Annotated in this window: 20 protein-coding genes and 1 other annotated feature; of the genes, 1 reads left to right on the forward strand and 19 read right to left on the reverse strand. The window is 52.8% G+C overall.

What is annotated here, in order from left to right:
- Positions 1-2: 2 nt before the first annotated feature.
- The gene (locus tag ACI4OH_RS04235; protein WP_432647040.1) at positions 3-635 is read right to left on the reverse strand and encodes a phosphoribosylanthranilate isomerase; all 633 of its coding nucleotides are present in this window, start codon (positions 633-635) and stop codon (positions 3-5) included.
- Between the two features lie 72 nt (positions 636-707).
- Positions 708-975: a binding site (T-box leader), on the reverse strand.
- An 82-nt stretch (positions 976-1,057) separates the two neighbouring features.
- On the reverse strand, positions 1,058-1,792 hold the full coding sequence (locus ACI4OH_RS04240) for a Tat pathway signal sequence domain protein (RefSeq protein WP_435721272.1): 735 nt from the start codon (positions 1,790-1,792) through the stop codon (positions 1,058-1,060).
- 219 nt (positions 1,793-2,011) lie between these two features.
- On the opposite strand from ACI4OH_RS04240, the gene ACI4OH_RS04245 reads away from it, so the two are divergent.
- Entirely contained in the window at positions 2,012-2,218 is a 207-nt protein-coding gene (locus ACI4OH_RS04245) for a hypothetical protein (RefSeq protein WP_036377341.1), read from the forward strand.
- A gap of 115 nt (positions 2,219-2,333) precedes the next feature.
- On the opposite strand, the gene rpsI is transcribed toward ACI4OH_RS04245, so the two are convergent.
- The 17 genes from rpsI to cobM all read right to left on the reverse strand — a co-directional run bounded on the left by rpsI (position 2,334) and on the right by cobM (position 17,461).
- The gene (gene rpsI / locus ACI4OH_RS04250; protein ID WP_005838873.1) at positions 2,334-2,726 is read right to left on the reverse strand and encodes a 30S ribosomal protein S9; all 393 of its coding nucleotides are present in this window, start codon (positions 2,724-2,726) and stop codon (positions 2,334-2,336) included.
- A 24-nt stretch (positions 2,727-2,750) separates the two neighbouring features.
- Positions 2,751-3,191: a 50S ribosomal protein L13 gene (rplM, locus tag ACI4OH_RS04255; protein WP_432648013.1), complete on the reverse strand. Its 441-nt coding sequence runs from the start codon at positions 3,189-3,191 to the stop codon at positions 2,751-2,753.
- A gap of 188 nt (positions 3,192-3,379) precedes the next feature.
- Positions 3,380-3,991 carry a histidine phosphatase family protein gene (locus tag ACI4OH_RS04260; RefSeq protein ID WP_432648012.1) on the reverse strand — a complete coding sequence of 204 codons (612 nt, stop codon included), beginning with the start codon at positions 3,989-3,991 and terminating at the stop codon, positions 3,380-3,382.
- 25 nt (positions 3,992-4,016) lie between these two features.
- Positions 4,017-5,114 (reverse strand): threonine-phosphate decarboxylase CobD, encoded by a 1,098-nt coding sequence (gene cobD, locus ACI4OH_RS04265; RefSeq protein WP_432648011.1) that lies wholly within the window; start codon positions 5,112-5,114, stop codon positions 4,017-4,019.
- Positions 5,074-5,985 carry a GHMP family kinase ATP-binding protein gene (locus ACI4OH_RS04270; RefSeq protein WP_439784234.1) on the reverse strand — a complete coding sequence of 304 codons (912 nt, stop codon included), beginning with the start codon at positions 5,983-5,985 and terminating at the stop codon, positions 5,074-5,076. Before ACI4OH_RS04270 ends, cobD begins: the two co-directional genes overlap by 41 nt.
- A gap of 5 nt (positions 5,986-5,990) precedes the next feature.
- Positions 5,991-6,767 carry an adenosylcobinamide-GDP ribazoletransferase gene (gene cobS, locus ACI4OH_RS04275; RefSeq protein WP_432648009.1) on the reverse strand — a complete coding sequence of 259 codons (777 nt, stop codon included), beginning with the start codon at positions 6,765-6,767 and terminating at the stop codon, positions 5,991-5,993.
- A gap of 15 nt (positions 6,768-6,782) precedes the next feature.
- Positions 6,783-7,733, reverse strand: a complete 951-nt coding sequence (gene cbiB, locus ACI4OH_RS04280) for an adenosylcobinamide-phosphate synthase CbiB (protein WP_439784235.1) — start codon at positions 7,731-7,733, stop codon at positions 6,783-6,785.
- Entirely contained in the window at positions 7,730-9,265 is a 1,536-nt protein-coding gene (locus tag ACI4OH_RS04285; RefSeq protein WP_439784247.1) for a cobyric acid synthase, read from the reverse strand. The genes cbiB and ACI4OH_RS04285 overlap by 4 nt, the downstream gene beginning before the upstream one ends.
- Before the next feature lie 67 nt (positions 9,266-9,332).
- Complete coding sequence (cobU, locus tag ACI4OH_RS04290; protein WP_439784236.1) at positions 9,333-9,878, reverse strand: bifunctional adenosylcobinamide kinase/adenosylcobinamide-phosphate guanylyltransferase; 546 nt, start codon at positions 9,876-9,878, stop codon at positions 9,333-9,335.
- The gene (locus ACI4OH_RS04295) at positions 9,866-11,227 is read right to left on the reverse strand and encodes a cobyrinic acid a,c-diamide synthase CobB (RefSeq protein ID WP_439784237.1); all 1,362 of its coding nucleotides are present in this window, start codon (positions 11,225-11,227) and stop codon (positions 9,866-9,868) included. The genes cobU and ACI4OH_RS04295 overlap by 13 nt, the downstream gene beginning before the upstream one ends.
- A gap of 218 nt (positions 11,228-11,445) precedes the next feature.
- Complete coding sequence (locus ACI4OH_RS04300; RefSeq protein WP_439784238.1) at positions 11,446-12,738, reverse strand: RNA-guided endonuclease InsQ/TnpB family protein; 1,293 nt, start codon at positions 12,736-12,738, stop codon at positions 11,446-11,448.
- Positions 12,725-13,345: an IS607 family transposase gene (locus ACI4OH_RS04305; RefSeq protein WP_439784239.1), complete on the reverse strand. Its 621-nt coding sequence runs from the start codon at positions 13,343-13,345 to the stop codon at positions 12,725-12,727. Before ACI4OH_RS04305 ends, ACI4OH_RS04300 begins: the two co-directional genes overlap by 14 nt.
- Positions 13,346-13,505: 160 nt before the next feature.
- Positions 13,506-14,141 carry a precorrin-8X methylmutase gene (locus ACI4OH_RS04310; RefSeq protein WP_432646710.1) on the reverse strand — a complete coding sequence of 212 codons (636 nt, stop codon included), beginning with the start codon at positions 14,139-14,141 and terminating at the stop codon, positions 13,506-13,508.
- Positions 14,141-14,905: a precorrin-6A reductase gene (gene cobK, locus ACI4OH_RS04315; protein WP_432646711.1), complete on the reverse strand. Its 765-nt coding sequence runs from the start codon at positions 14,903-14,905 to the stop codon at positions 14,141-14,143. The genes ACI4OH_RS04310 and cobK overlap by 1 nt, the downstream gene beginning before the upstream one ends.
- Positions 14,902-15,666 carry a precorrin-3B C(17)-methyltransferase gene (gene cobJ / locus ACI4OH_RS04320; protein ID WP_435721267.1) on the reverse strand — a complete coding sequence of 255 codons (765 nt, stop codon included), beginning with the start codon at positions 15,664-15,666 and terminating at the stop codon, positions 14,902-14,904. The genes cobK and cobJ overlap by 4 nt, the downstream gene beginning before the upstream one ends.
- Positions 15,639-16,709, reverse strand: a complete 1,071-nt coding sequence (locus ACI4OH_RS04325; RefSeq protein ID WP_432646713.1) for a cobalt-precorrin 5A hydrolase — start codon at positions 16,707-16,709, stop codon at positions 15,639-15,641. Before ACI4OH_RS04325 ends, cobJ begins: the two co-directional genes overlap by 28 nt.
- A complete protein-coding gene (gene cobM / locus ACI4OH_RS04330; protein ID WP_432646714.1) occupies positions 16,706-17,461 on the reverse strand; it encodes a precorrin-4 C(11)-methyltransferase in 756 nt (251 codons plus the stop codon). The genes ACI4OH_RS04325 and cobM overlap by 4 nt, the downstream gene beginning before the upstream one ends.
- Between the last annotated feature and the right edge of the window lie 2 nt (positions 17,462-17,463).

Below are 17,463 nucleotides of genomic sequence, written 5' to 3' on the forward strand. Positions count from 1 at the left end.
TTTCAATTCCTCCTGCTGTGTTCATTGATTTCATGCACCTTCGCCATGAATGAGGCGATGCGCGCGGCCGACTTTTCTTTGTGGACCTCGAGGCTGCCCGAGACATCGACGGCAAACGGATGAAAAGTCTGCTCTACCTCGCCGACATTGGCCTCACTGATGCCTCCGGCAATCAGTACCGGCTTTTTAACCGCCGCGATTTCCTGCTGTGCCTTCTGCCAGTTGAACGAGGTTCCCGTGCCGCCGGCCTCCCCCGGCCGGTAAGCATCGACGAGAATCATGTCTGCAGGGAAGGCGTTCGCAGCGTCAGCGGAAAAACCATCGCCGTAGCGGTAGGCTTTGATGACCGGCCGCCGAATCTCTCTGGCATAACCGGCATCCTCATGGCCATGCAGCTGGACAAAATCGAGCTGACACCGCGCAGCAATCGCATTGACCACCGCAGGGTCCGCATCGACGAAGACGCCGACTTTTTTGACCTTCTGCAGGGCCTGACTGATGTTCGCTGCCTCGCGGGGCTCGATGAAGCGGTGACTGTGACGCCAGAAGATGAAGCCGATAAAATCTGCGCCAGCCTGTTCCGCTGCCTCAGCTGCCGCCAATGTCTTCATCCCACATAATTTTGCTTTGAGCATCTTTCCATCCCTCACAGTCTTTTGTCCATACCTATAAAATGACAATCAAAAAACCCCGCTGAGCATAATACTCAGCGGGGCGAAAATTCTTCGCGGTGCCACCCGTTTCAAACGGCCAATACAGAATAAGCCATTCCTCATTTCCGGTACGGGACTCCACATTGAGCCGATACCGTAGCCTTGTAACGGAGGCAGCCGTCCCAGCCTACTCTTTTTCTCTTCGATTTCGGTGGGCTCTCGCAGGACCATTCACAAAGCATATCACGCCGCACCTTGCACCAACCGGCGGCTCGCTGTAGAGATAGTGGCTTGGCTACTATTTCCTGTTCGATGATTTAGTGTAACTTTGTTAACTTGTTGATGGCTATTATATTACTCGCCTTCCGGCAGGATGTCAAGTCCCTGCAGCAATTTTTTATTTATCAATTGGCCGCGCTGCTGCCATCTTCCGGCGCATCCATCATCGGGCCGCCCATCATGCCGCCTTCAGGACCGCCCTGCGGGCCATGTCCCTCCGGGCCGTGGCCATGGAATTTCTTCTGCAGAACATTGGCATCGACGCCGAGTTCCTTCGCCACATCGCCCCAGCGGTTGTTGATTTTCTTACGGTCGAGCACCGACTGGATATCTTTGCCCGAAGCCTTGGCCAAGGCTGCTGCGCAGTCGATGTCACGCGGCTCATAGCCTTTCTTAAGCAGACTCAGGGCTTTGCTCTCATCGATATCGCCATCCTGGCTCAGATGCTGTGCCGTCATTGACTGACGGACTTCTTTGACTTTTTCGCGTGTCACACCAAGAGACTCACCAATGTCACGCCAGTTCTTGTCATCCGTCTTGAGGGCCATGACTTCGTCAAAGGATTTGCCGCTGACCTTGGCAATCATAGCGGCCTGACCGATATCGCGGAAATCCTTCTTGTTCTCGATGGCGTTCTTGACCTGACTCTCGTCAACGCCGAACGTCTCAGCGATATGCTTAGCTGCCTCCGAAGCATCCATCTGCGGCATCTGTCCGTCAGGACGCTCCCCCTTGGCAAACATGCGGTGCTGTGCACCATCCTGGGACTGTGACTGTGCCGAAAGCACGCCAAAGCCGCCCGCCGTCAACACGAGGCCGGCCACAATGCCGGCAATCATCTTACGCTGTGTGATCTTCATATAATCCATCGCCTTTCTATTCAGCTCATTATCTTCTTGTTCATCTTATGGCTATAGTCTAACGGCTGCAATTTAAGTTGGCTTTAGCAAGGAATTAGAAATCGATTGAATTTTGCCCCGGAAAATATTCCTGAAGTTTATTTCAAAAAAACAAGGAAAAAAGGTACAGAATGTCGTATAATAATAAATGCAGGTTATTATGGGAGAGAGGTGACTATGATGACGGAACAGGAAATCGAAAAACTCGTTCAGGACAAGCTCAACGAAGCTTATAAGGAGAATGAGCCCCCGAAGAAGTTCTTCCTCACGGAAAATGGCCGTGGTGTCGTCGATGGCGGTGACATGTACAACGCAGTTGTAGAGGATGTCCTTCGCATCGTGCAGAAAGCCATGACGGAAACGCTCAAGGCAGCACTCAAAAAATAAGGTATAAAAAATCCGGCAGGAAATTCATCCTGCCGGATTTTTTGTGCTCAAAACCAAAGAAGGCAAAAGAAAAATCCGCAGATAAAATCTGCGGATAGTATTCTCGTATATACGATTAACGCTTCGAGAACTGGGAAGCCTTGCGGGCTTTCTTGAGACCGTATTTACGGCGCTCTTTCTCACGCGGGTCACGCGTAACAAAGCCAGCTTTTTTCAGAGCCGGACGGAGCTCAGCATTCATTTCCATGAGTGCACGGGTGATGCCGTGGCGGATTGCGCCAGCCTGACCCGTAACGCCGCCGCCGGCAACGTTAGCGATAACATCGTACTTATCAACCGTTTCCGTGAGGTTCAGCGGCTGACGAACGATGAGTTCGAGAGTCTTGAGACCAAAATACTCTTCCATGTCGCGACCATTGATCGTGACTTTGCCCTCGCCTGGAACCAGACGAACACGGGCAACGGACGATTTTCTGCGGCCAGTGCCGTAGTAGATGACTTCTGCCATGTGTTATGTTCCTCCCTTTCCAGATTAGCGGATGTTCAGCTCAAGCTTTTCCGGCTTCTGAGCTGCATGCGGATGCTCCGGGCCAGCGTAAACGCTGAGCTTGCGGTACATCTGAGCGCCGAGACGGTTCTTCGGCAGCATGCCTTTGATTGCATGCTCGAGAACGCGCTCCGGGAAGCGCTCCAGCATATGGCCAGCGGCCGTGAACGTCGTGCCGCCCTGGTAACCGGAATGACGGAAATACGTCTTATCCGTAAGTTTCTTACCCGTGAATTTTACTTTTGCTGCATTGATGACGATGACGTAATCACCCGTATCAACGTGCGGAGTAAAGGTCGGTTTATTTTTACCGCGAAGAACTTTTGCGACTTCAGCTGCGAGGCGGCCGACAGTCTGGCCTTCAGCGTCTACAACGTACCATTTGCGTTCGATATTGGATGCATTTGCCATAAACGTTGTCTTCATGCGATTTCCCCCCTAGAGTTTTTTCAGTATCAATTTTCCAAGTTCATGATGTATTGAAACAGGCTTCCGGGGCTAATGGAAACGCTCGTCCATGACATCACATAGAATTATTCTAAAGAAAAGCGGCGCGAAAGTCAAGGGATTTTTCGAGGAAAAAGAAAAATAATCCACAAGTCCCTGTGCATACCTCAGTGCTCCTGAAGATGCCCCGTGCCATTGATGAGTTCGACAGTTGTGCCGCTTTCTGTATAGGTGACGATATTAACAGCAGTGTTGAATTGGCGGATGGTCCAGACATACTTGAGGTCCATGTGCAGGGCTGCCGTCAGGATGGTGCGCAGGATGGCGCCGTGTGCGACAACAGCTACTGTTTCATCGGGATGTGCGGCCACGATTTTATCGATACAGGCGACAGCCCGCGCGCGAAGCTCCGGAAAACTCTCGCCATGCGGAATTTTTAAAATATCCGGATGCTGGAAGAAATTCTGCAGGGCATCCGGCCATTTGGCAACAATCTCATCGTAGGTCAGGCCTTCCCAATCGCCAAAATTGAGCTCACGCAGTTCTTTGCAGGGATGCACGGCAAGGCCAAAGCGCTCTGCTACACATCCCGCCGTCTTCATCGCCCTTTTGAGGTCGCTTGCGTAGACGGCTTCAACTTTATCGACAGGAAAATGCGCGGCAAGTTTTTCCGCCTGCTCAATGCCGAGCGGCGAAAGGGCAACATCCGTCTGCCCCTGATAGCGGCCGAGCACATTCCATTCCGTCTGGCCATGACGGATCAAAATCAATTTTGTCATATTCATTAAGACCCCCTAAGTCTTCTTATATGGTATTTTCTTTGGCAGCAAAAAATGACTGCCAGACAGAGAAAAGCCGGTCATTTTCCTCACGCGTACGCACAGCAAGCCGCAAGAAGCCCTTCTCGAGACCCGGATAATGACGGCAGTCGCGTATCAGGATATGATTTTGCCGCAAAAAGTCAATGAGCTCATCGGTATACCTTGCCCATTTGAGGCGGACGAACAGGAAATTGACACTCGGCCTATAGACTTTGACCTGACCGGACGCCCAGAGACTGCCGGCCAGATAATTCTTTTCCTCCGCGATGAACTCCTTTGTCGTTTTTTGATACTTCCTGTCATGCAGGGAAGCGGCACCGGCAGCCTGTGCAAGAAGATTGACATTCCAGACATCCTTAGCCTGCTCCATTTTTAAAAGCAGCTCCTCATTTCCCAAGGCAAAGCCAAGGCGCAGTCCCGGAATGGCGAAGAATTTCGTCAGAGAACGCACGAGCAGGATATTTTTATGTTTCGCAGCTTCCCGGCGCAGGGTGTAGAGCGATTCCTCCCTGCAGAAGTCGAGGAAGGATTCATCGATGAGCAGCTGACAGTCGAATTTAGCCAGTCCCCTTGCCAAAGACAGCATGTCTTTCTTGAGCAGGAGATTTCCCGTCGGATTGTTGGGATTGCCGAGAATCACACAGTCTGCCTTTTGGCGTCTTGCTTCCTGCAGAATTTTTTTCAGGTTGGGCTGAAACTGCTCGTTTTCCTCAAGATAGAAATAAAGAACCTCTGCACCCGCAGCCCTTGCCGCCCGCTCGTATTCGCTGAACGAAGGCACAGGCAGCAGGATGCGTTTCGGCCGCATCGTGAAAAAATACAGATAAAAAAGCTCTGCTGCGCCGTTGCCGCAGAGAAAATTCTCAGCCGGCAGCCGGTAGCGGGAAGATAATGCTGCGCGCAGTTCCCGCATCTCAGGGTCCGGATAATGGATGACATCGTCAAGATGCCGGAGCATCGCCTCACGCCCTCTGGGCGACATGCCCAAGGGATTGATATTCGCAGAAAAATCGAGCCATGGCTGCCCATCTGCCGATGATTCATAAATATTGCCGCCATGCACGAAATGACCTGCGTCCATCCTTATCCTCCTTCTTCTCCTCATTCGCTTCTATAAATATTTCAATACCGCCGGGACGCATTGCCGTGAGCCCGAGATGCGTGAGCTCAGGAAATGACCTCTGCAGAGCCGCAGCCGCCGCTGCGATTGCGCTTTTCTCCATATAACTTGGCCACAGCACACCGAGCACCGTACCGCTGTGCGCGGCTGTAAGGCCAAGAGCTCCCAAAGAACGAGCCTTTTTCAAAAAGGAACGCAGACAGGGCTTCGGCAGGACTTCATCCTGCCAGACAGCGCTCTGCGCGGCTGCTGCAGCCATCTCCCGTTCCCCCTGCCGCATTTTTAAAAGATACGGTCTCCAGTCCCTGTTCCGTTTCTGCAGTGCTGCTGTGTGGTAGCAGGCCTCCGTATCTACGGTGCCGCCCGTATCAAAAATGCTCAGCCGCAGATAGGGCAAATCCCGATAAACTGCCAAAATCCGGCCAGTTACCTGATTGAGACGGACGATATCCCTCAAAAAGACAGCATCGGTCGGCTCAATCTGCACAGCCAAAGACAAAATTTGCCGTACGGTCAGGGACCTTCGCAAGGCAAATGAGACCGCTGCTGCCACAGCGGCAATATCCGCACTCGATGATGCCATGCCCTTGCCCGGAGGAAGCTCTGACTGAAGCTGCAGCCCATACGGGAAATGGCGGCGGCCCAGCGCAGCCAGCGTCAACTGCAGGGCTCTTTCTGCCTTAGGGCCCAGCCCTCTTCTCTCCTGAAAAGCAGAAGATACAGAAACGGTCGTATAACGTGCAATGGGGCAGGTCACCAAAAAAGGCTCACCATACTGCCAGCCCTGCAGGAGTTCCCCGCAGGAGCCCGGCACCCTGACGCAAAAATCCATTTTCCTCACATCCATAAGAAACAGGCACTGCGGTCAAATGGCAGAAACGCAAAGAGATAAAAAATCACGAGTACGGCTGTCTCCGTTGTCATTTCGACGGCGCCGTAGACATCGCCCGTGAGACCGCCAAGCTTTTTACATGCATAACGCCCGAAAAAAAACGCCCAGAGAAGGCCGCCCAGCATGGCTGCCAAAGCCGCAAGGCCCCATGGAGCCGTAAACAGCAGCGTAGCTGCGAAACCGATAACAACGGCCTTCCTGTCAGCCATTTCAGCAAAGGCCCTGCCCATGCCCTCAGGCCGTGCATAAGGAAAATATGCCACGGCAAAGAGCATGGCCATGCGGCCGATAATAGGCATGACAAAGACGGCGATGAGCAGCACCGGCACGGGCAAATCGAGCAGGAGTGCCCAATCCATGAGCAGGATAACGCCGAACGCCACAACGCCAAATGAGCCCGTGCGGCTGTCCTTCATGATTGTCAGCATGCGTTCACGGCTGCGGCCTGAAAACAGCCCATCTATGGTATCCATAAAGCCATCGCAGTGCAGCCCTCCCGTCAATAAGATGGGCAGCAGCACTAAAACAGCCTTGGGAAAATAACCGGAAAGACCGAACAAGGCAAACAGCAGCAAGGCCGCCAAAAGATAGATTGCTCCCAGTACCACACCAACCAAAGGAAAAAACTTCGTACTGCGGCCAAAATCCTCTGTGGTCAGGTCTTTCTGATTGACGAGATGAATTCTGGTCAAAAACTGCAGGGCAGTCAAAAAACTACGCAAAATCTCTTCTCCTCTTTAATATCCCATACAGGTCAGCAGCGCATAAGCAAAAATCAGGAACAGCACGGTCGCCGTATACATCATGCGGATGGCTTCCATGATATGCTTGGGCGCCGTGGCCTCGATGGCCTCGCCCATATAAGCGCGGAACGTCTTCTTCCCGAAATACGAATTGATGCCGCCGAGGCGGATGTGCAGGGCCCCCGCCATCGTCGCTTCGGCATAACCGCCGTTGGGGCTCGGATGCTTATCGGCATCGCGGCGCATCATCTGCAGCGCATTTTTCGCATCAAATCCCAACAGCGAAGCTGCAATCACAAAAAGCAGGCCCGTAATGCGCGCAGGGATGTAATTGAGCACATCATCGAGCTTCGCCGCGGCCCTGCCAAAATACAAGTATTTTTCGTTCTTATAGCCAAGCATCGAATCCATCGTATTGGCTGCCCGATAAAGAAACGCGAGCGGCACACCGCCAAGCACAAAGAAAAAAAGCGGTGCGATAATGCCGTCAACCGTGTTTTCTGCAATCGTCTCGACCGTCGCACGGGCAATTTCCGCCTCGTCCAGTTTATCGGTATCGCGGCCGACAATCCAGCCGACCGCTTTGCGAGCCTTATCGATTTCTCCTGTAATGAGCAGCGCATAAATGCCGCGGCCGGCTTTCGCGAGACTCTTTGGCGAAATCGTAAAAGCCAGCAGCAATGCCTCGACGAATTCAACGCCCCAATCCCAAGGAATAAAATAGGCGAGCTGGATGATACCCGCTGCCACGTCATAGGTAACGAAGAGCACGAGCAGCACGAGAATGGACCCACAAAAGAATTTTTTATTATCGCTATCTTCCTTATTATAGTAGATGCGTTCCAAAAAGGAAATCAGCCGCCCAATCAGGACGACCGGATGAAACTTCGAGTGCGGATCGCCGATGATGGTATCGATGACAAAAGCCAGAATTGCAATATTCAAGCGTCTCCCTCCCTCTGCCTGCTCATCTCCGCCATGATTGCCCTGAGTTTTTCCATATCGAGAGATGCTTCGACAACATCGGCCAGATGCTCATAGGCCCGTTCCTTCTCCTGCCGGCGGTTTCGCTGTATCCTGAGGGGACGCAGGCCCTTGTGCAGGCGCAGCGTGTTGATGAGCTGGCGCCTGAAAGCATCATTGTCAAAGAGGCCGTGGATGTACGTGCCAAAGACAAGACCGTCGTCACTCAGTGCCCCATCCCAGCGGCTGACTTTTTGCCCTCCCTCCCGCGTGATGTAGAACGGATGGCGTACAGGCGCGAGAAATTCCGTCTCACCCATGTGGATTTCATAGCCTGCCATGTTCCGCCCCAGCAGGGTACAGCCCAAAAATTCAAGTCCGGGGCATTCTGCCTGAATCTGACGCGTATGCTTCGTCTCGGCAAACGTCGTCTTCATCGGCAGATAGCCCAGTCCTTTTACGGCATCATGCTCCGACTCCGTATGATGCGGGTCAGCGATTTCTTCGCCGAGCATCTGATAGCCGCCGCAGATGCCGATAAGCGGCGTTCCCTGCGCCGTACGTTCTTTTATGGCTGCAGCAAGACCGTGCTCCTGCAGATAAAGGAGGTCTTCTGTCGTATTCTTCGAGCCCGGCAGGATGATGAGGTCCGGCGAGCCAAGCTCTTCTACCGTTCTGACATAATGAACTTCAACATCCGGTTCAGCTGCCAGCGCATCAAAATCCGTAAAATTCGAGAGCTTCGGCAGCTGCAGGACGGCGATGTGAATTTCTGCCGCCGGCTTTTCCTGCTCGTGCTTTTCCTCCAACGAGACGGAATCCTCATCGTCAATGCCCATCTCTTCGATATACGGCACGACGCCTAAGACAGGCTTGCCCGTCTTCTTTTCCAGAAAGTCGATGGCCGGCGTAAAAAGCGAGACATCGCCGCGGAATTTATTGATGACCAGTCCCTTGACGAGGGCCCTTTCATCCTCGTCCAAAAGTTCCAGCGTGCCGACCAACGAGGCAAGGGCTCCGCCGCGGTCGATATCCGCGATGAGCAGTACGGGAGCCTGCAGGTATTTTGCCACGCGCATATTGACGATATCATGTGACTTCAAATTGACTTCAGCCGGACTGCCGGCCCCCTCGACGACCAGCGTGCCAAATTCACGCTGCAAACGGTTAAGAGCGGCTTTCACCGCATCAAAAGCCTTTAAGGAATAGCCTTTATGATATTCTCTTGCACTCATATTGCCAATGGGCCTGCCCTCGAGGATGACCTGCGACTGCGAATTGCCCGTCGGTTTCAAAAGGACCGGATTCATATCCACCATGGGCTCGAGACCTGCGGCCTCTGCCTGTGCGACCTGTGCCCTGCCCATCTCAAGGCCTTCTTTCGTAACATACGAATTGAGCGCCATATTCTGTGCCTTAAACGGTACGACACGCCTGCCTTGACGATGGAAGATGCGGCAGAGCGCCGTTGTCAGGATGCTCTTGCCGACATGGGAACTCGTGCCCATGAGCATGATGGATTCCAAAGAAGTCCCTCCTTAATACCTTGAAGCCTTAACCTTATATAATAGAAACAAACTTTTATTTTATGCGCAGCGGGATGCCGCAAAGCACGGCGTAAACTTCATCAGATGCGGCGGCGAGCTGCTGATTGGCAAGGCCTGCCAAATCCCGATAAAAACGTGCCAGACGGTTTTCGGGCACAATGCCCGCGCCGACTTCGTTGGTCACAAAAACCACCGTAACCTGTTCCGGAAGCATTTTAACCGCCTGAAGCAAACGGTCCATTTCCGCACGCGTCATGTTCTCCAGTTCTGCCTCTACAAGAGGTTCCTGCTGGCGGCAGAGCAGATTGCTCAAATACATCGTCACGCAGTCAAAGAGAATCGCATCGTGCGCTTTTCCCGCGTCGGCAATCGCCCGCTTTGCATTTTGCGGTGCCTCATAGGTCTGCCAGACGGCAGAACGGCGTTTTTGGTGCAGGGCCACGCGGTGCTTCATCTCTTCATCCCAGATTTCCGCTGTGGCGATATAAGCAGGATGCAGCCCCGCCTGCAGCGTGATTTTTTCCGCAAAAGCGGATTTGCCGCTGCGCGCGCCGCCCGTCACGAGGATCATTTTGCCCATGACGACGCGGCCTCCACGAAATGACGCGCTGCCTCAGGACAGCCTGCAAAGTGAAGATGAAGGTAGCTGCCAAGTACATTGCCCTTCATGCCGCCGGCCTCATAGACCTGACCATTGCGCGTCCTGCGAAAGGCAAACGGGCGCTTCTCCTGCACATCGTCCATCGAAAAATGGAATTCATGGCCGTGCAGTGTCGTGCCCTTTGCACCGAGGACCGTATCCTGCAGCATCTCGGCTTCGACATAGCCGACCATCTGCAGTTTTTCCGTCATATCGGCCGTTCCCTGAAGGATACCGCACATCGCAAATTCCCTGCCCTCAAAATCTTTCAGGGACTCCAAAAGGTACATATAGCCGCCGCACTCGGCATAGATGGGCATGCCCTTTGCGGCAGCTTCCTTGATGGCCGCACGCATCGCCTCATTTGCCTGCAGTTTTTCGGCAAACATCTCGGGGAAGCCGCCGCCGATGAGCAGTCCGTCCATCTCCGGCAGGGACGTATCGGACAGCGGACTGAACGGCACAAGTTCTGCCCCCATCATCTCCAAGACCTTGAGACTGGCCGGATAGTAAAAGGAAAAGGCCTCGTCCTTCGCAATGCCAATACGGCATTTTTTCTGCACATGTTCTGCTGCCAGAGGCTCCGGCACTTCAATGTCATCGGTCAGGCAGGCAATGTGCAGGATGGCTTCGATATCAAGGGACTTCGCTACAGCCGCTCCCATCGAATCAATCGTCTGCTGTTCACGCTCATTTTCGGCAGCCGGCAAAAGTCCTAAATGGCGTTCGGGCATATGCAGGGAATCATCGCGCCGCAGGGCGCCGAGCACCGGCATATCGATTTCCTTCATGGCCTGACGGATCATCGCCTCATGCGTCTCGGAGCCAAGGCGGTTTAAAATGACGCCGGCAAGATTGACCTCAGGGTCATAATCGCGGAAGCCCTTCGCAATCGCCGCCGCCGAAGCCCCCATCGACTTGACATCGAGTACGAGCACGACAGGAGCCTGCAGGATTTTGGCAATCTCCGCCGTCGAACTGATTCCCTCGCGTCCGCCATCGTAGAGTCCCATGACACCTTCAATCACGGCGATATCCGCGCCTTCCGATTCGGCAGCAAAAAGCCCCGAAAGATTTTCGCGCGGCACGAGCCAGCTGTCAAGATTATGGGCAGGACGGCCGCTGGCCATCGTGTGATAGCCGGGGTCAATGTAATCAGGACCGACCTTAAAGGACTGCACGACAAGCCCCTGCTCGCGCAGAGCTGACAAAAGCCCCGTTACAATCGTCGTTTTACCGGAACCGGACTGCGTTGCCGCAATCACCAGACGTGGAATCGTATAGCGCATGACAAACCTGGTATGTAAAACATAGAAGAATATAGTTAATATTGATTTTAACCATATTAGCAGGAGAGTTACATACCTCTCCTTTCTCAAACTTCTACAGATTTACTCATCGCCGTCAACATCAGTATTCCGATATCTCAATTAAAGAGGGAATCGCAGGGACTGACTCTGACGATATTTCATTGGCGCTAACCCACACCAATATTTGTATTTCTGTGTTAATGAATATACGTTTGTACCAAAGAAGGACGGAGCAGATACAGCAGATTCAGCACGGCGTTGGCATCGCGATTATTTTGGTAGCCGCATTCGTAGCAAATGTACTGATCATGACGCGTGCCGTGTTTCTGATTGCCATGCAGCGTAATCCTTTCCTCGCCAGTCTTTACATGACCGCAGGCCGCACAGCGCTGCGTAGAGGGATATGACTGGTCTGCAAGAACCAGTTTTCTGTCATACCATGTTGCTTTGTACTGCATCTGCCGTTTGAATTCGCCGAACAGAGACCGATGGACGCCTTTTGAGGCGATACCCATTTTCATGCCCTTGACATTTAAGTTTTCAATGGCAATTTCGTCATAGGCTTTGACGAGGTGTGTCGTGTATTTTGACAGAATATCATGCTGGATATTACGGGCCTTGGCATACGCGTGCTGAAGCTTGGTTCTCGCTTTCTCGTAGCGCTTGCTTTGCGTTCCCTTCACCATGCCATTCACGACTCTCTTTTTCGCCAGTACACGGCTATAATGGGCAATCTTCTCATATTGCCGGTTCAGACGGTCGGGCAGAATGATTGCCCTGCCTTCCAGGCTGTCAAAATGCGCGACATTGACATCGACAGCGTTGACTTTTCCCGTTTTGGGCAGCGGCTCTGTCTCTTCCTGATAAGTCAAGGCGGCGTAGTACTTGCCCTTTTCCTTAAAGAACGAACAGGTCTGCACTTCCGTCATCTTGAGCGTTTCAGAAGCAGTGACATCCTGCCACCAGCCGAGATGATGTTCCTTCAAATAATGATGAAGCATCCTTGGCTTGTCAAAACGGATTTTGCCATCGACAATCTTGATGCGGTCACTCTTGAATCCCTGACGGGGCGCCTTTTTCGACTTGAATGCCGGTTTTCCCCAGTCGGACTGAGCCTTGTCGAAGAAATTCTGCCATGCTTTGCCAAGATCCATACAGGTCAGGGCGACAATACGGGCTGAACGGTACGTTTCCCAATCGGCCTTATCTTCCAGCAGCTCTTTCTTGACCGACTGCCAGCATGGTGCTGGATAGGCACGAAGCAATTCCTTTTCTTCGGATGTCAAGGCAATGCTTTTATCCTGATGGCTTTGCCGAAGCTTCTGCTTTAGCTCAGAGGGAAGCATGATGCTGCGAATGTCATACATCATCTGCCAAATGGCAAGTGCCTGATTCCAGATGTACCGGCGATAGTCGCAGAGACTGTCAAAATACGCACGCATTTCGCTTGTGAGCCTGAGCTCGACAATCTGCGTCTTAATGGCTTTCATCTTTCTCACCCTTCAAAGATTCATCTTCTTTGATCTTTGTCGAATACTTTCTAAGGCCATACAATCGACAAGAGAAAACATGAATGATGGAAACAAGATCATCCACGAGCTCCTGTGTCGGTGAACTCTCTTTGTCATTCAGAGCAATGAGCTGCGTCTGGTGATTTTGGCAAAAATGCTCAAAATATTCGTAGCCAAACCGGATGAAGCGGTCCTTATACGTTATGTAAATCGTACCGACTTCATTGCGCTCCACAGCTTCCAGTAAATCCAGCCATTTCTTGCGTTTATAGTTCAGCCCGCTGCCGAAATCCTCAATAATCTCATCCAGAATAACACCTTTGCCATTGGCATAGGCTTGGATAAAATGGATTTGATTCTTCAGATCATCTTTTTGGCTGCGTGTAGAAACACGGACATAAGCCACTGTTTTCCGATGACTTGCAGTCGATTCGCCAATGTAATCGAGGTACTGCTCTTCCGTATAATAACGTCTGCCTGTCGGGGTTCGATAAGCAGGAAGTTTTTGCCTGCGGTCCCACTCCTGAAGGGTTCGGACGGTTACACCTAATTTTTCCGCCATTTCCTTTGGTTTGTACACTGCCATAATATTCACCTTCTATCTCTCAGCTTATCCTGCTATGAATATTATAGCATTAATATCTATTTTATTCTATTTTTTCATTAATCATTTAATTCCTCCTGAATCATCTCAAATGCATTTGGCAAATCTTACACAAGAACTTTCAAAAATGTTATCAAAACGGTCAGCCGCGGTCGTTATCAATGAGATACATCATCGCATTGACTGCTGCAGCTGCAATCGGGCTGCCACCTTTCGTGCCCTCGACCGTGATGTACGGGACAATGCCGTTTTCAGCCAATGCCTTTTTCGCATCCGCTGCCCCGACGAAGCCGACAGGGATGCCGACAATGCAGGCAGGACGCACGCCTTCTTCTTTTATGAGACGCAGAACCTCGAAGAGGGCCGTCGGTGCATTGCCAATGGCCACAATGCTGCCCGTAAGGGCCTCGCCAAAACTCCGCATGGCCATGAGCGAACGCGTAACCCCCTGCTTTTTCGCCTCAGCCGCAATTTCAGGGTTGGCAATGCGGCAGTGCACCGTGCCGCCAAAGGATGTGAGCTTTCTTTTATTGATGCCCGTGCGGACCATCTCGACGTCTGTATAGATATCGCAGCCATTTTGAAGGGCCTCCATGCCCTTTTTCACGGCATCATGCGCCACGCGGATAATGGGCGCATATTCCACATCGCCGGCAGCATGGATGATGCGCGCATAGACCTTCGTTTCTTCCGGCGAAAGATTCAGGCCCTCAAGATACGGCGCGATGATCTCCATGCTGCGGTTTTCGATTGCCATCGGCTGTTTGATAAAATCCATCACAAACCCTCCAAAAATGAAAGTACATCCTCATAGCGGTGTACGAGATGTTCATAAGCAAGCACCGGCCTGTCGATGACAATGACGGGCAGGCCGAGTTCCTCTGCTGCCAGAATCTTTGTATCAGTCCCGCCAATGGAGCCGCTGTTCTTCGTCACAATGGCATCCGCCTTGTACTTCAAGAATAACTCCCGATTGAGAGCTGTTGAAAAAGGTCCCTGCAGCGCGACAATCTGCTTGGGCTGCAGGCCTAGTTTTTCACAAAGCCCGATGACCTCAGCTGTCGGCAGGACACGGGCCGTCAGAACGGCATCCTGCAGGACTTTTGCTTCCGTGAATTTCTGCAGATTGCGGCTGCCTGTCGTCAAAAATATATGTTTCCCGCAGGCTGCCGCTGCCAAAGCGGCCTCTTCATAGGAATGCACCACTTGAATTTTTTCATACGTAAGTTCCGTAAGCGAGCGTTCATAGCGGAGGTAGGGGATATGGCAGCTATGGCAGGCAGCCATGGCATTTTTTGAGACCTGCACGGCATAGGGGTGACTCGCATCGACAAAGCAGCGGATATCGTGTCCCCTGAGGTACGTCTCAAGGGCTTCTTCATCGAGCGGTTTTTCATTGATGACAAGTTTTTTGCCGGCTGAAGCGGCTAAGAGCTGCTCCCCGTAATGACTGACGACAGAAGCCGTCACTTCATATCCTTTATCTAAAAGGATTTTTACGAGCTCCCTGCCGTCCTGCGTGCCGGCTGCGACAAAAATCATAACCCCGCTTCCTTTCTGCCGTAACCGCGCGGCGTCAGCATCCAGCCTTCTTTGACATACGTCTGCGAATTGCCGATGATGACGAGCGAGAACATATTGATTTCCTCTTTTGTGAAATCCGCGAGCGTCGAGATGACCTTATGCTCTTCAACACGGCTTGCTGCCGTCACGATGCCGACCGGCGTCTCAGGACTGCGGTATTTGAGCATGATCTCGCGAATCTCCTCGATGTGATGTACGCGTTTTTTGCTTTTGGGATTGTAGAGTGCCACGACAAAATCGCCGGCGGCAGCCATTTCCGCGCGCCTCTTGATGAGGTCCCATGGCGTCAGGAGGTCCGACAGGCTGATAACGGCAAAATCGTGCATGAGCGGCGCTCCAAGGACCGACGCTGCCGCATTGACCGCCGAAACGCCGGCAACCGTACCGCCAAAGATGGGACGTTCTGCTTTTTCCCGCTGCAAAATGAGCTCCAGGACCAGCCCTGCCATGCCGTAGACGCCAGCATCGCCACTTGAGACGACAACTGTTTCTTTGCCGGCAGCCGCATGCTCAACGGCCATGCGGCAGCGGTCGATTTCCTGCATCATGCCCGTGCCGATGACTTCTTTTCCTGCAAGAAGCGGCTCAATCAGGCGTATATACGTCGTGTACCCCGCGACGACTTCCGCATGCTCAATGGCTTCCCGCGCACGCGGCGTCATGTCGAAGAGACTGCCCGGACCGATTCCGACTACCGTGATTTTTGCTTTTTCTGCCATACGAGTGCCACCGTCACTTTCTCAAATCTTGTTTTGCCGAGCGCCAAACGCCCGCTTCCTGCAGCGGCCAGAGCCGCCGCTTCACAGACATTGCCCACGCCAATCGTCTTTTGGACAAACGCAGACTTCTGTAAGCCATAGCGGTAAATGATGGTATTCAACGCATCATTATCATAAAAAAGGAGCGGCAGGCCGAGCTTGGCAGCCGTTTCCTGAAGGCCCTGCTCCCGTTCCTTGAAAACAGTCGAAGCGATTGCCGTCACAGCCTGCAGAGGCAGACCGATTCTCTGCACAGCCTCTGTCAGTGCCTTTTGGATTTCTGCTGCCGTGGTATTTTTGCGGCAGCCGAGCCCGGCAATCAGCCGCAGCGGCCGCAGAAAAAGCCGGCCCGTGCGTCTTCGCCACTTTTCCTCGCCGCTGATGATGACCTGCAGATTCTCTTCCCGCTGCTCCGCCAAAGAAATATCCTCAGGGAGGATTCCCTGCCTTCTGAGTTCCTGCTCATAAAAAGCAGTCAGCGGGCAGGCAGGGTCTATATAATAGGAAGGAATTCTTCCTTCGAGCAGGGCACTGTTGATGATACGGATTTCCTCATGCGGTTCGGGAAAAAGCCCCAGCCTGCCGGCAAGAGCGTCCGGTGCCGGAATTCCCTCCACATCGGTCGCCGTCGTGATGACCGCTTCAGCATCAAGGGCCATAGCCAGCCGCCGCGCAAGGTCATTGGCACCGCCCACATGCCCCGATAACAGGCTGATGACGTATTCCGTCCGTTCATCGAGCACGAGCACGGCAGGGTCTTCCAGCTTGCTCTTAAGGTACGGAGCCAGCGTGCGCACGACAATGCCCGCTGCCATAATGAAAACCAGCGCCTCATAACGCGAAAAATTCTCGGCCACAGCCGTTTGTAATTTTTCAAAACAAGAAGCTCCGGCCAGCGGGTGACGTTTGCTGACAAAGAGGTCTGCCTCTGTGCCGAGTGCCAGACAGACGCGTCTGGCCGCCAGCGTCCCCTGAGCCGTCAAAGCAAATACAGCCGTTCTCATTTGCTGGCCTTTCGGAACATATGCGAAAATTCCGGTGCGTAGAGACGCGATGGCTCATAAACAGCATCAAGGCACTGTCCGACGACAATCATCGCCGTGCGGTCAATCGGATCCTTTGCAACTTTTGCACAGATATCTGCGAGCGTGCCGCGCACGATTTTCTGCTCTGGCCACGAAGCTTTCTGCACGATGGCGATGGGCGTATCCTTTGCATAACCGCCGGTCAGGAGTTCTGCCACGACCTTATCGAGCATTGCAATCGAAAGAAAAATGCACATCGTAGCCTGATGCTCCGCGAGGCTGTGCAGTTTTTCGCGTTCCGGCACCGGTGTGCGTCCCTCCTGACGCGTGACGATGACCGTCTGCGAAATGCCCGGCAGCGTGTATTCCTGCTTCAGGGCTGCGGCCGTGGCGAGAAACGAGCTGACGCCCGGCACGACATCGTAGGCAATTCCGCGTTTCTTAAAGGCATCCATCTGTTCCTGAATGGCCCCATAGATGGCGGGGTCGCCCGTATGCAGGCGCACGGTCATTTTGCCGGCCTTTTCTGCTTCCACGATGACCTCAATGACTTCAGCCAGCGTCATATGCGCAGAATTATAGACAGCAGCATCCTTTTTACAATAATCGAGCAGTACAGGATTGACCAGCGAGCCCGCGTAGATGACGACATCGGCCTCTTGCAGATAACGCTGCCCCTTGACCGTGATGAGTTCCGGGTCTCCGGGACCTGCGCCAACGATATGAACCATGC

The organism is Mitsuokella apri (assembly GCF_051886055.1).
Classification (GTDB): domain Bacteria; phylum Bacillota; class Negativicutes; order Selenomonadales; family Selenomonadaceae; genus Mitsuokella.

Coding starts and splice junctions, on each gene's coding strand:
- ACI4OH_RS04235 (WP_432647040.1), bottom strand. CDS start 635: ATGCTCAAAGCAAAATTATGTGGGATGAAGACATTGGCGGCAGCTGAG.
- ACI4OH_RS04240 (WP_435721272.1), bottom strand. CDS start 1,792: ATGAAGATCACACAGCGTAAGATGATTGCCGGCATTGTGGCCGGCCTC.
- ACI4OH_RS04245 (WP_036377341.1), top strand. CDS start 2,012: ATGACGGAACAGGAAATCGAAAAACTCGTTCAGGACAAGCTCAACGAA.
- rpsI (WP_005838873.1), bottom strand. CDS start 2,726: ATGGCAGAAGTCATCTACTACGGCACTGGCCGCAGAAAATCGTCCGTT.
- rplM (WP_432648013.1), bottom strand. CDS start 3,191: ATGAAGACAACGTTTATGGCAAATGCATCCAATATCGAACGCAAATGG.
- ACI4OH_RS04260 (WP_432648012.1), bottom strand. CDS start 3,991: ATGACAAAATTGATTTTGATCCGTCATGGCCAGACGGAATGGAATGTG.
- cobD (WP_432648011.1), bottom strand. CDS start 5,114: ATGGACGCAGGTCATTTCGTGCATGGCGGCAATATTTATGAATCATCG.
- ACI4OH_RS04270 (WP_439784234.1), bottom strand. CDS start 5,985: ATGGATTTTTGCGTCAGGGTGCCGGGCTCCTGCGGGGAACTCCTGCAG.
- ACI4OH_RS04285 (WP_439784247.1), bottom strand. CDS start 9,265: ATGCTCATGGGCACGAGTTCCCATGTCGGCAAGAGCATCCTGACAACG.
- cobU (WP_439784236.1), bottom strand. CDS start 9,878: ATGGGCAAAATGATCCTCGTGACGGGCGGCGCGCGCAGCGGCAAATCC.
- ACI4OH_RS04295 (WP_439784237.1), bottom strand. CDS start 11,227: ATGCGCTATACGATTCCACGTCTGGTGATTGCGGCAACGCAGTCCGGT.
- ACI4OH_RS04300 (WP_439784238.1), bottom strand. CDS start 12,738: ATGAAAGCCATTAAGACGCAGATTGTCGAGCTCAGGCTCACAAGCGAA.
- ACI4OH_RS04305 (WP_439784239.1), bottom strand. CDS start 13,345: ATGGCAGTGTACAAACCAAAGGAAATGGCGGAAAAATTAGGTGTAACC.
- ACI4OH_RS04310 (WP_432646710.1), bottom strand. CDS start 14,141: ATGGATTTTATCAAACAGCCGATGGCAATCGAAAACCGCAGCATGGAG.
- cobK (WP_432646711.1), bottom strand. CDS start 14,905: ATGATTTTTGTCGCAGCCGGCACGCAGGACGGCAGGGAGCTCGTAAAA.
- cobJ (WP_435721267.1), bottom strand. CDS start 15,666: ATGGCAGAAAAAGCAAAAATCACGGTAGTCGGAATCGGTCCGGGCAGT.
- ACI4OH_RS04325 (WP_432646713.1), bottom strand. CDS start 16,709: ATGAGAACGGCTGTATTTGCTTTGACGGCTCAGGGGACGCTGGCGGCC.
- cobM (WP_432646714.1), bottom strand. CDS start 17,461: ATGGTTCATATCGTTGGCGCAGGTCCCGGAGACCCGGAACTCATCACG.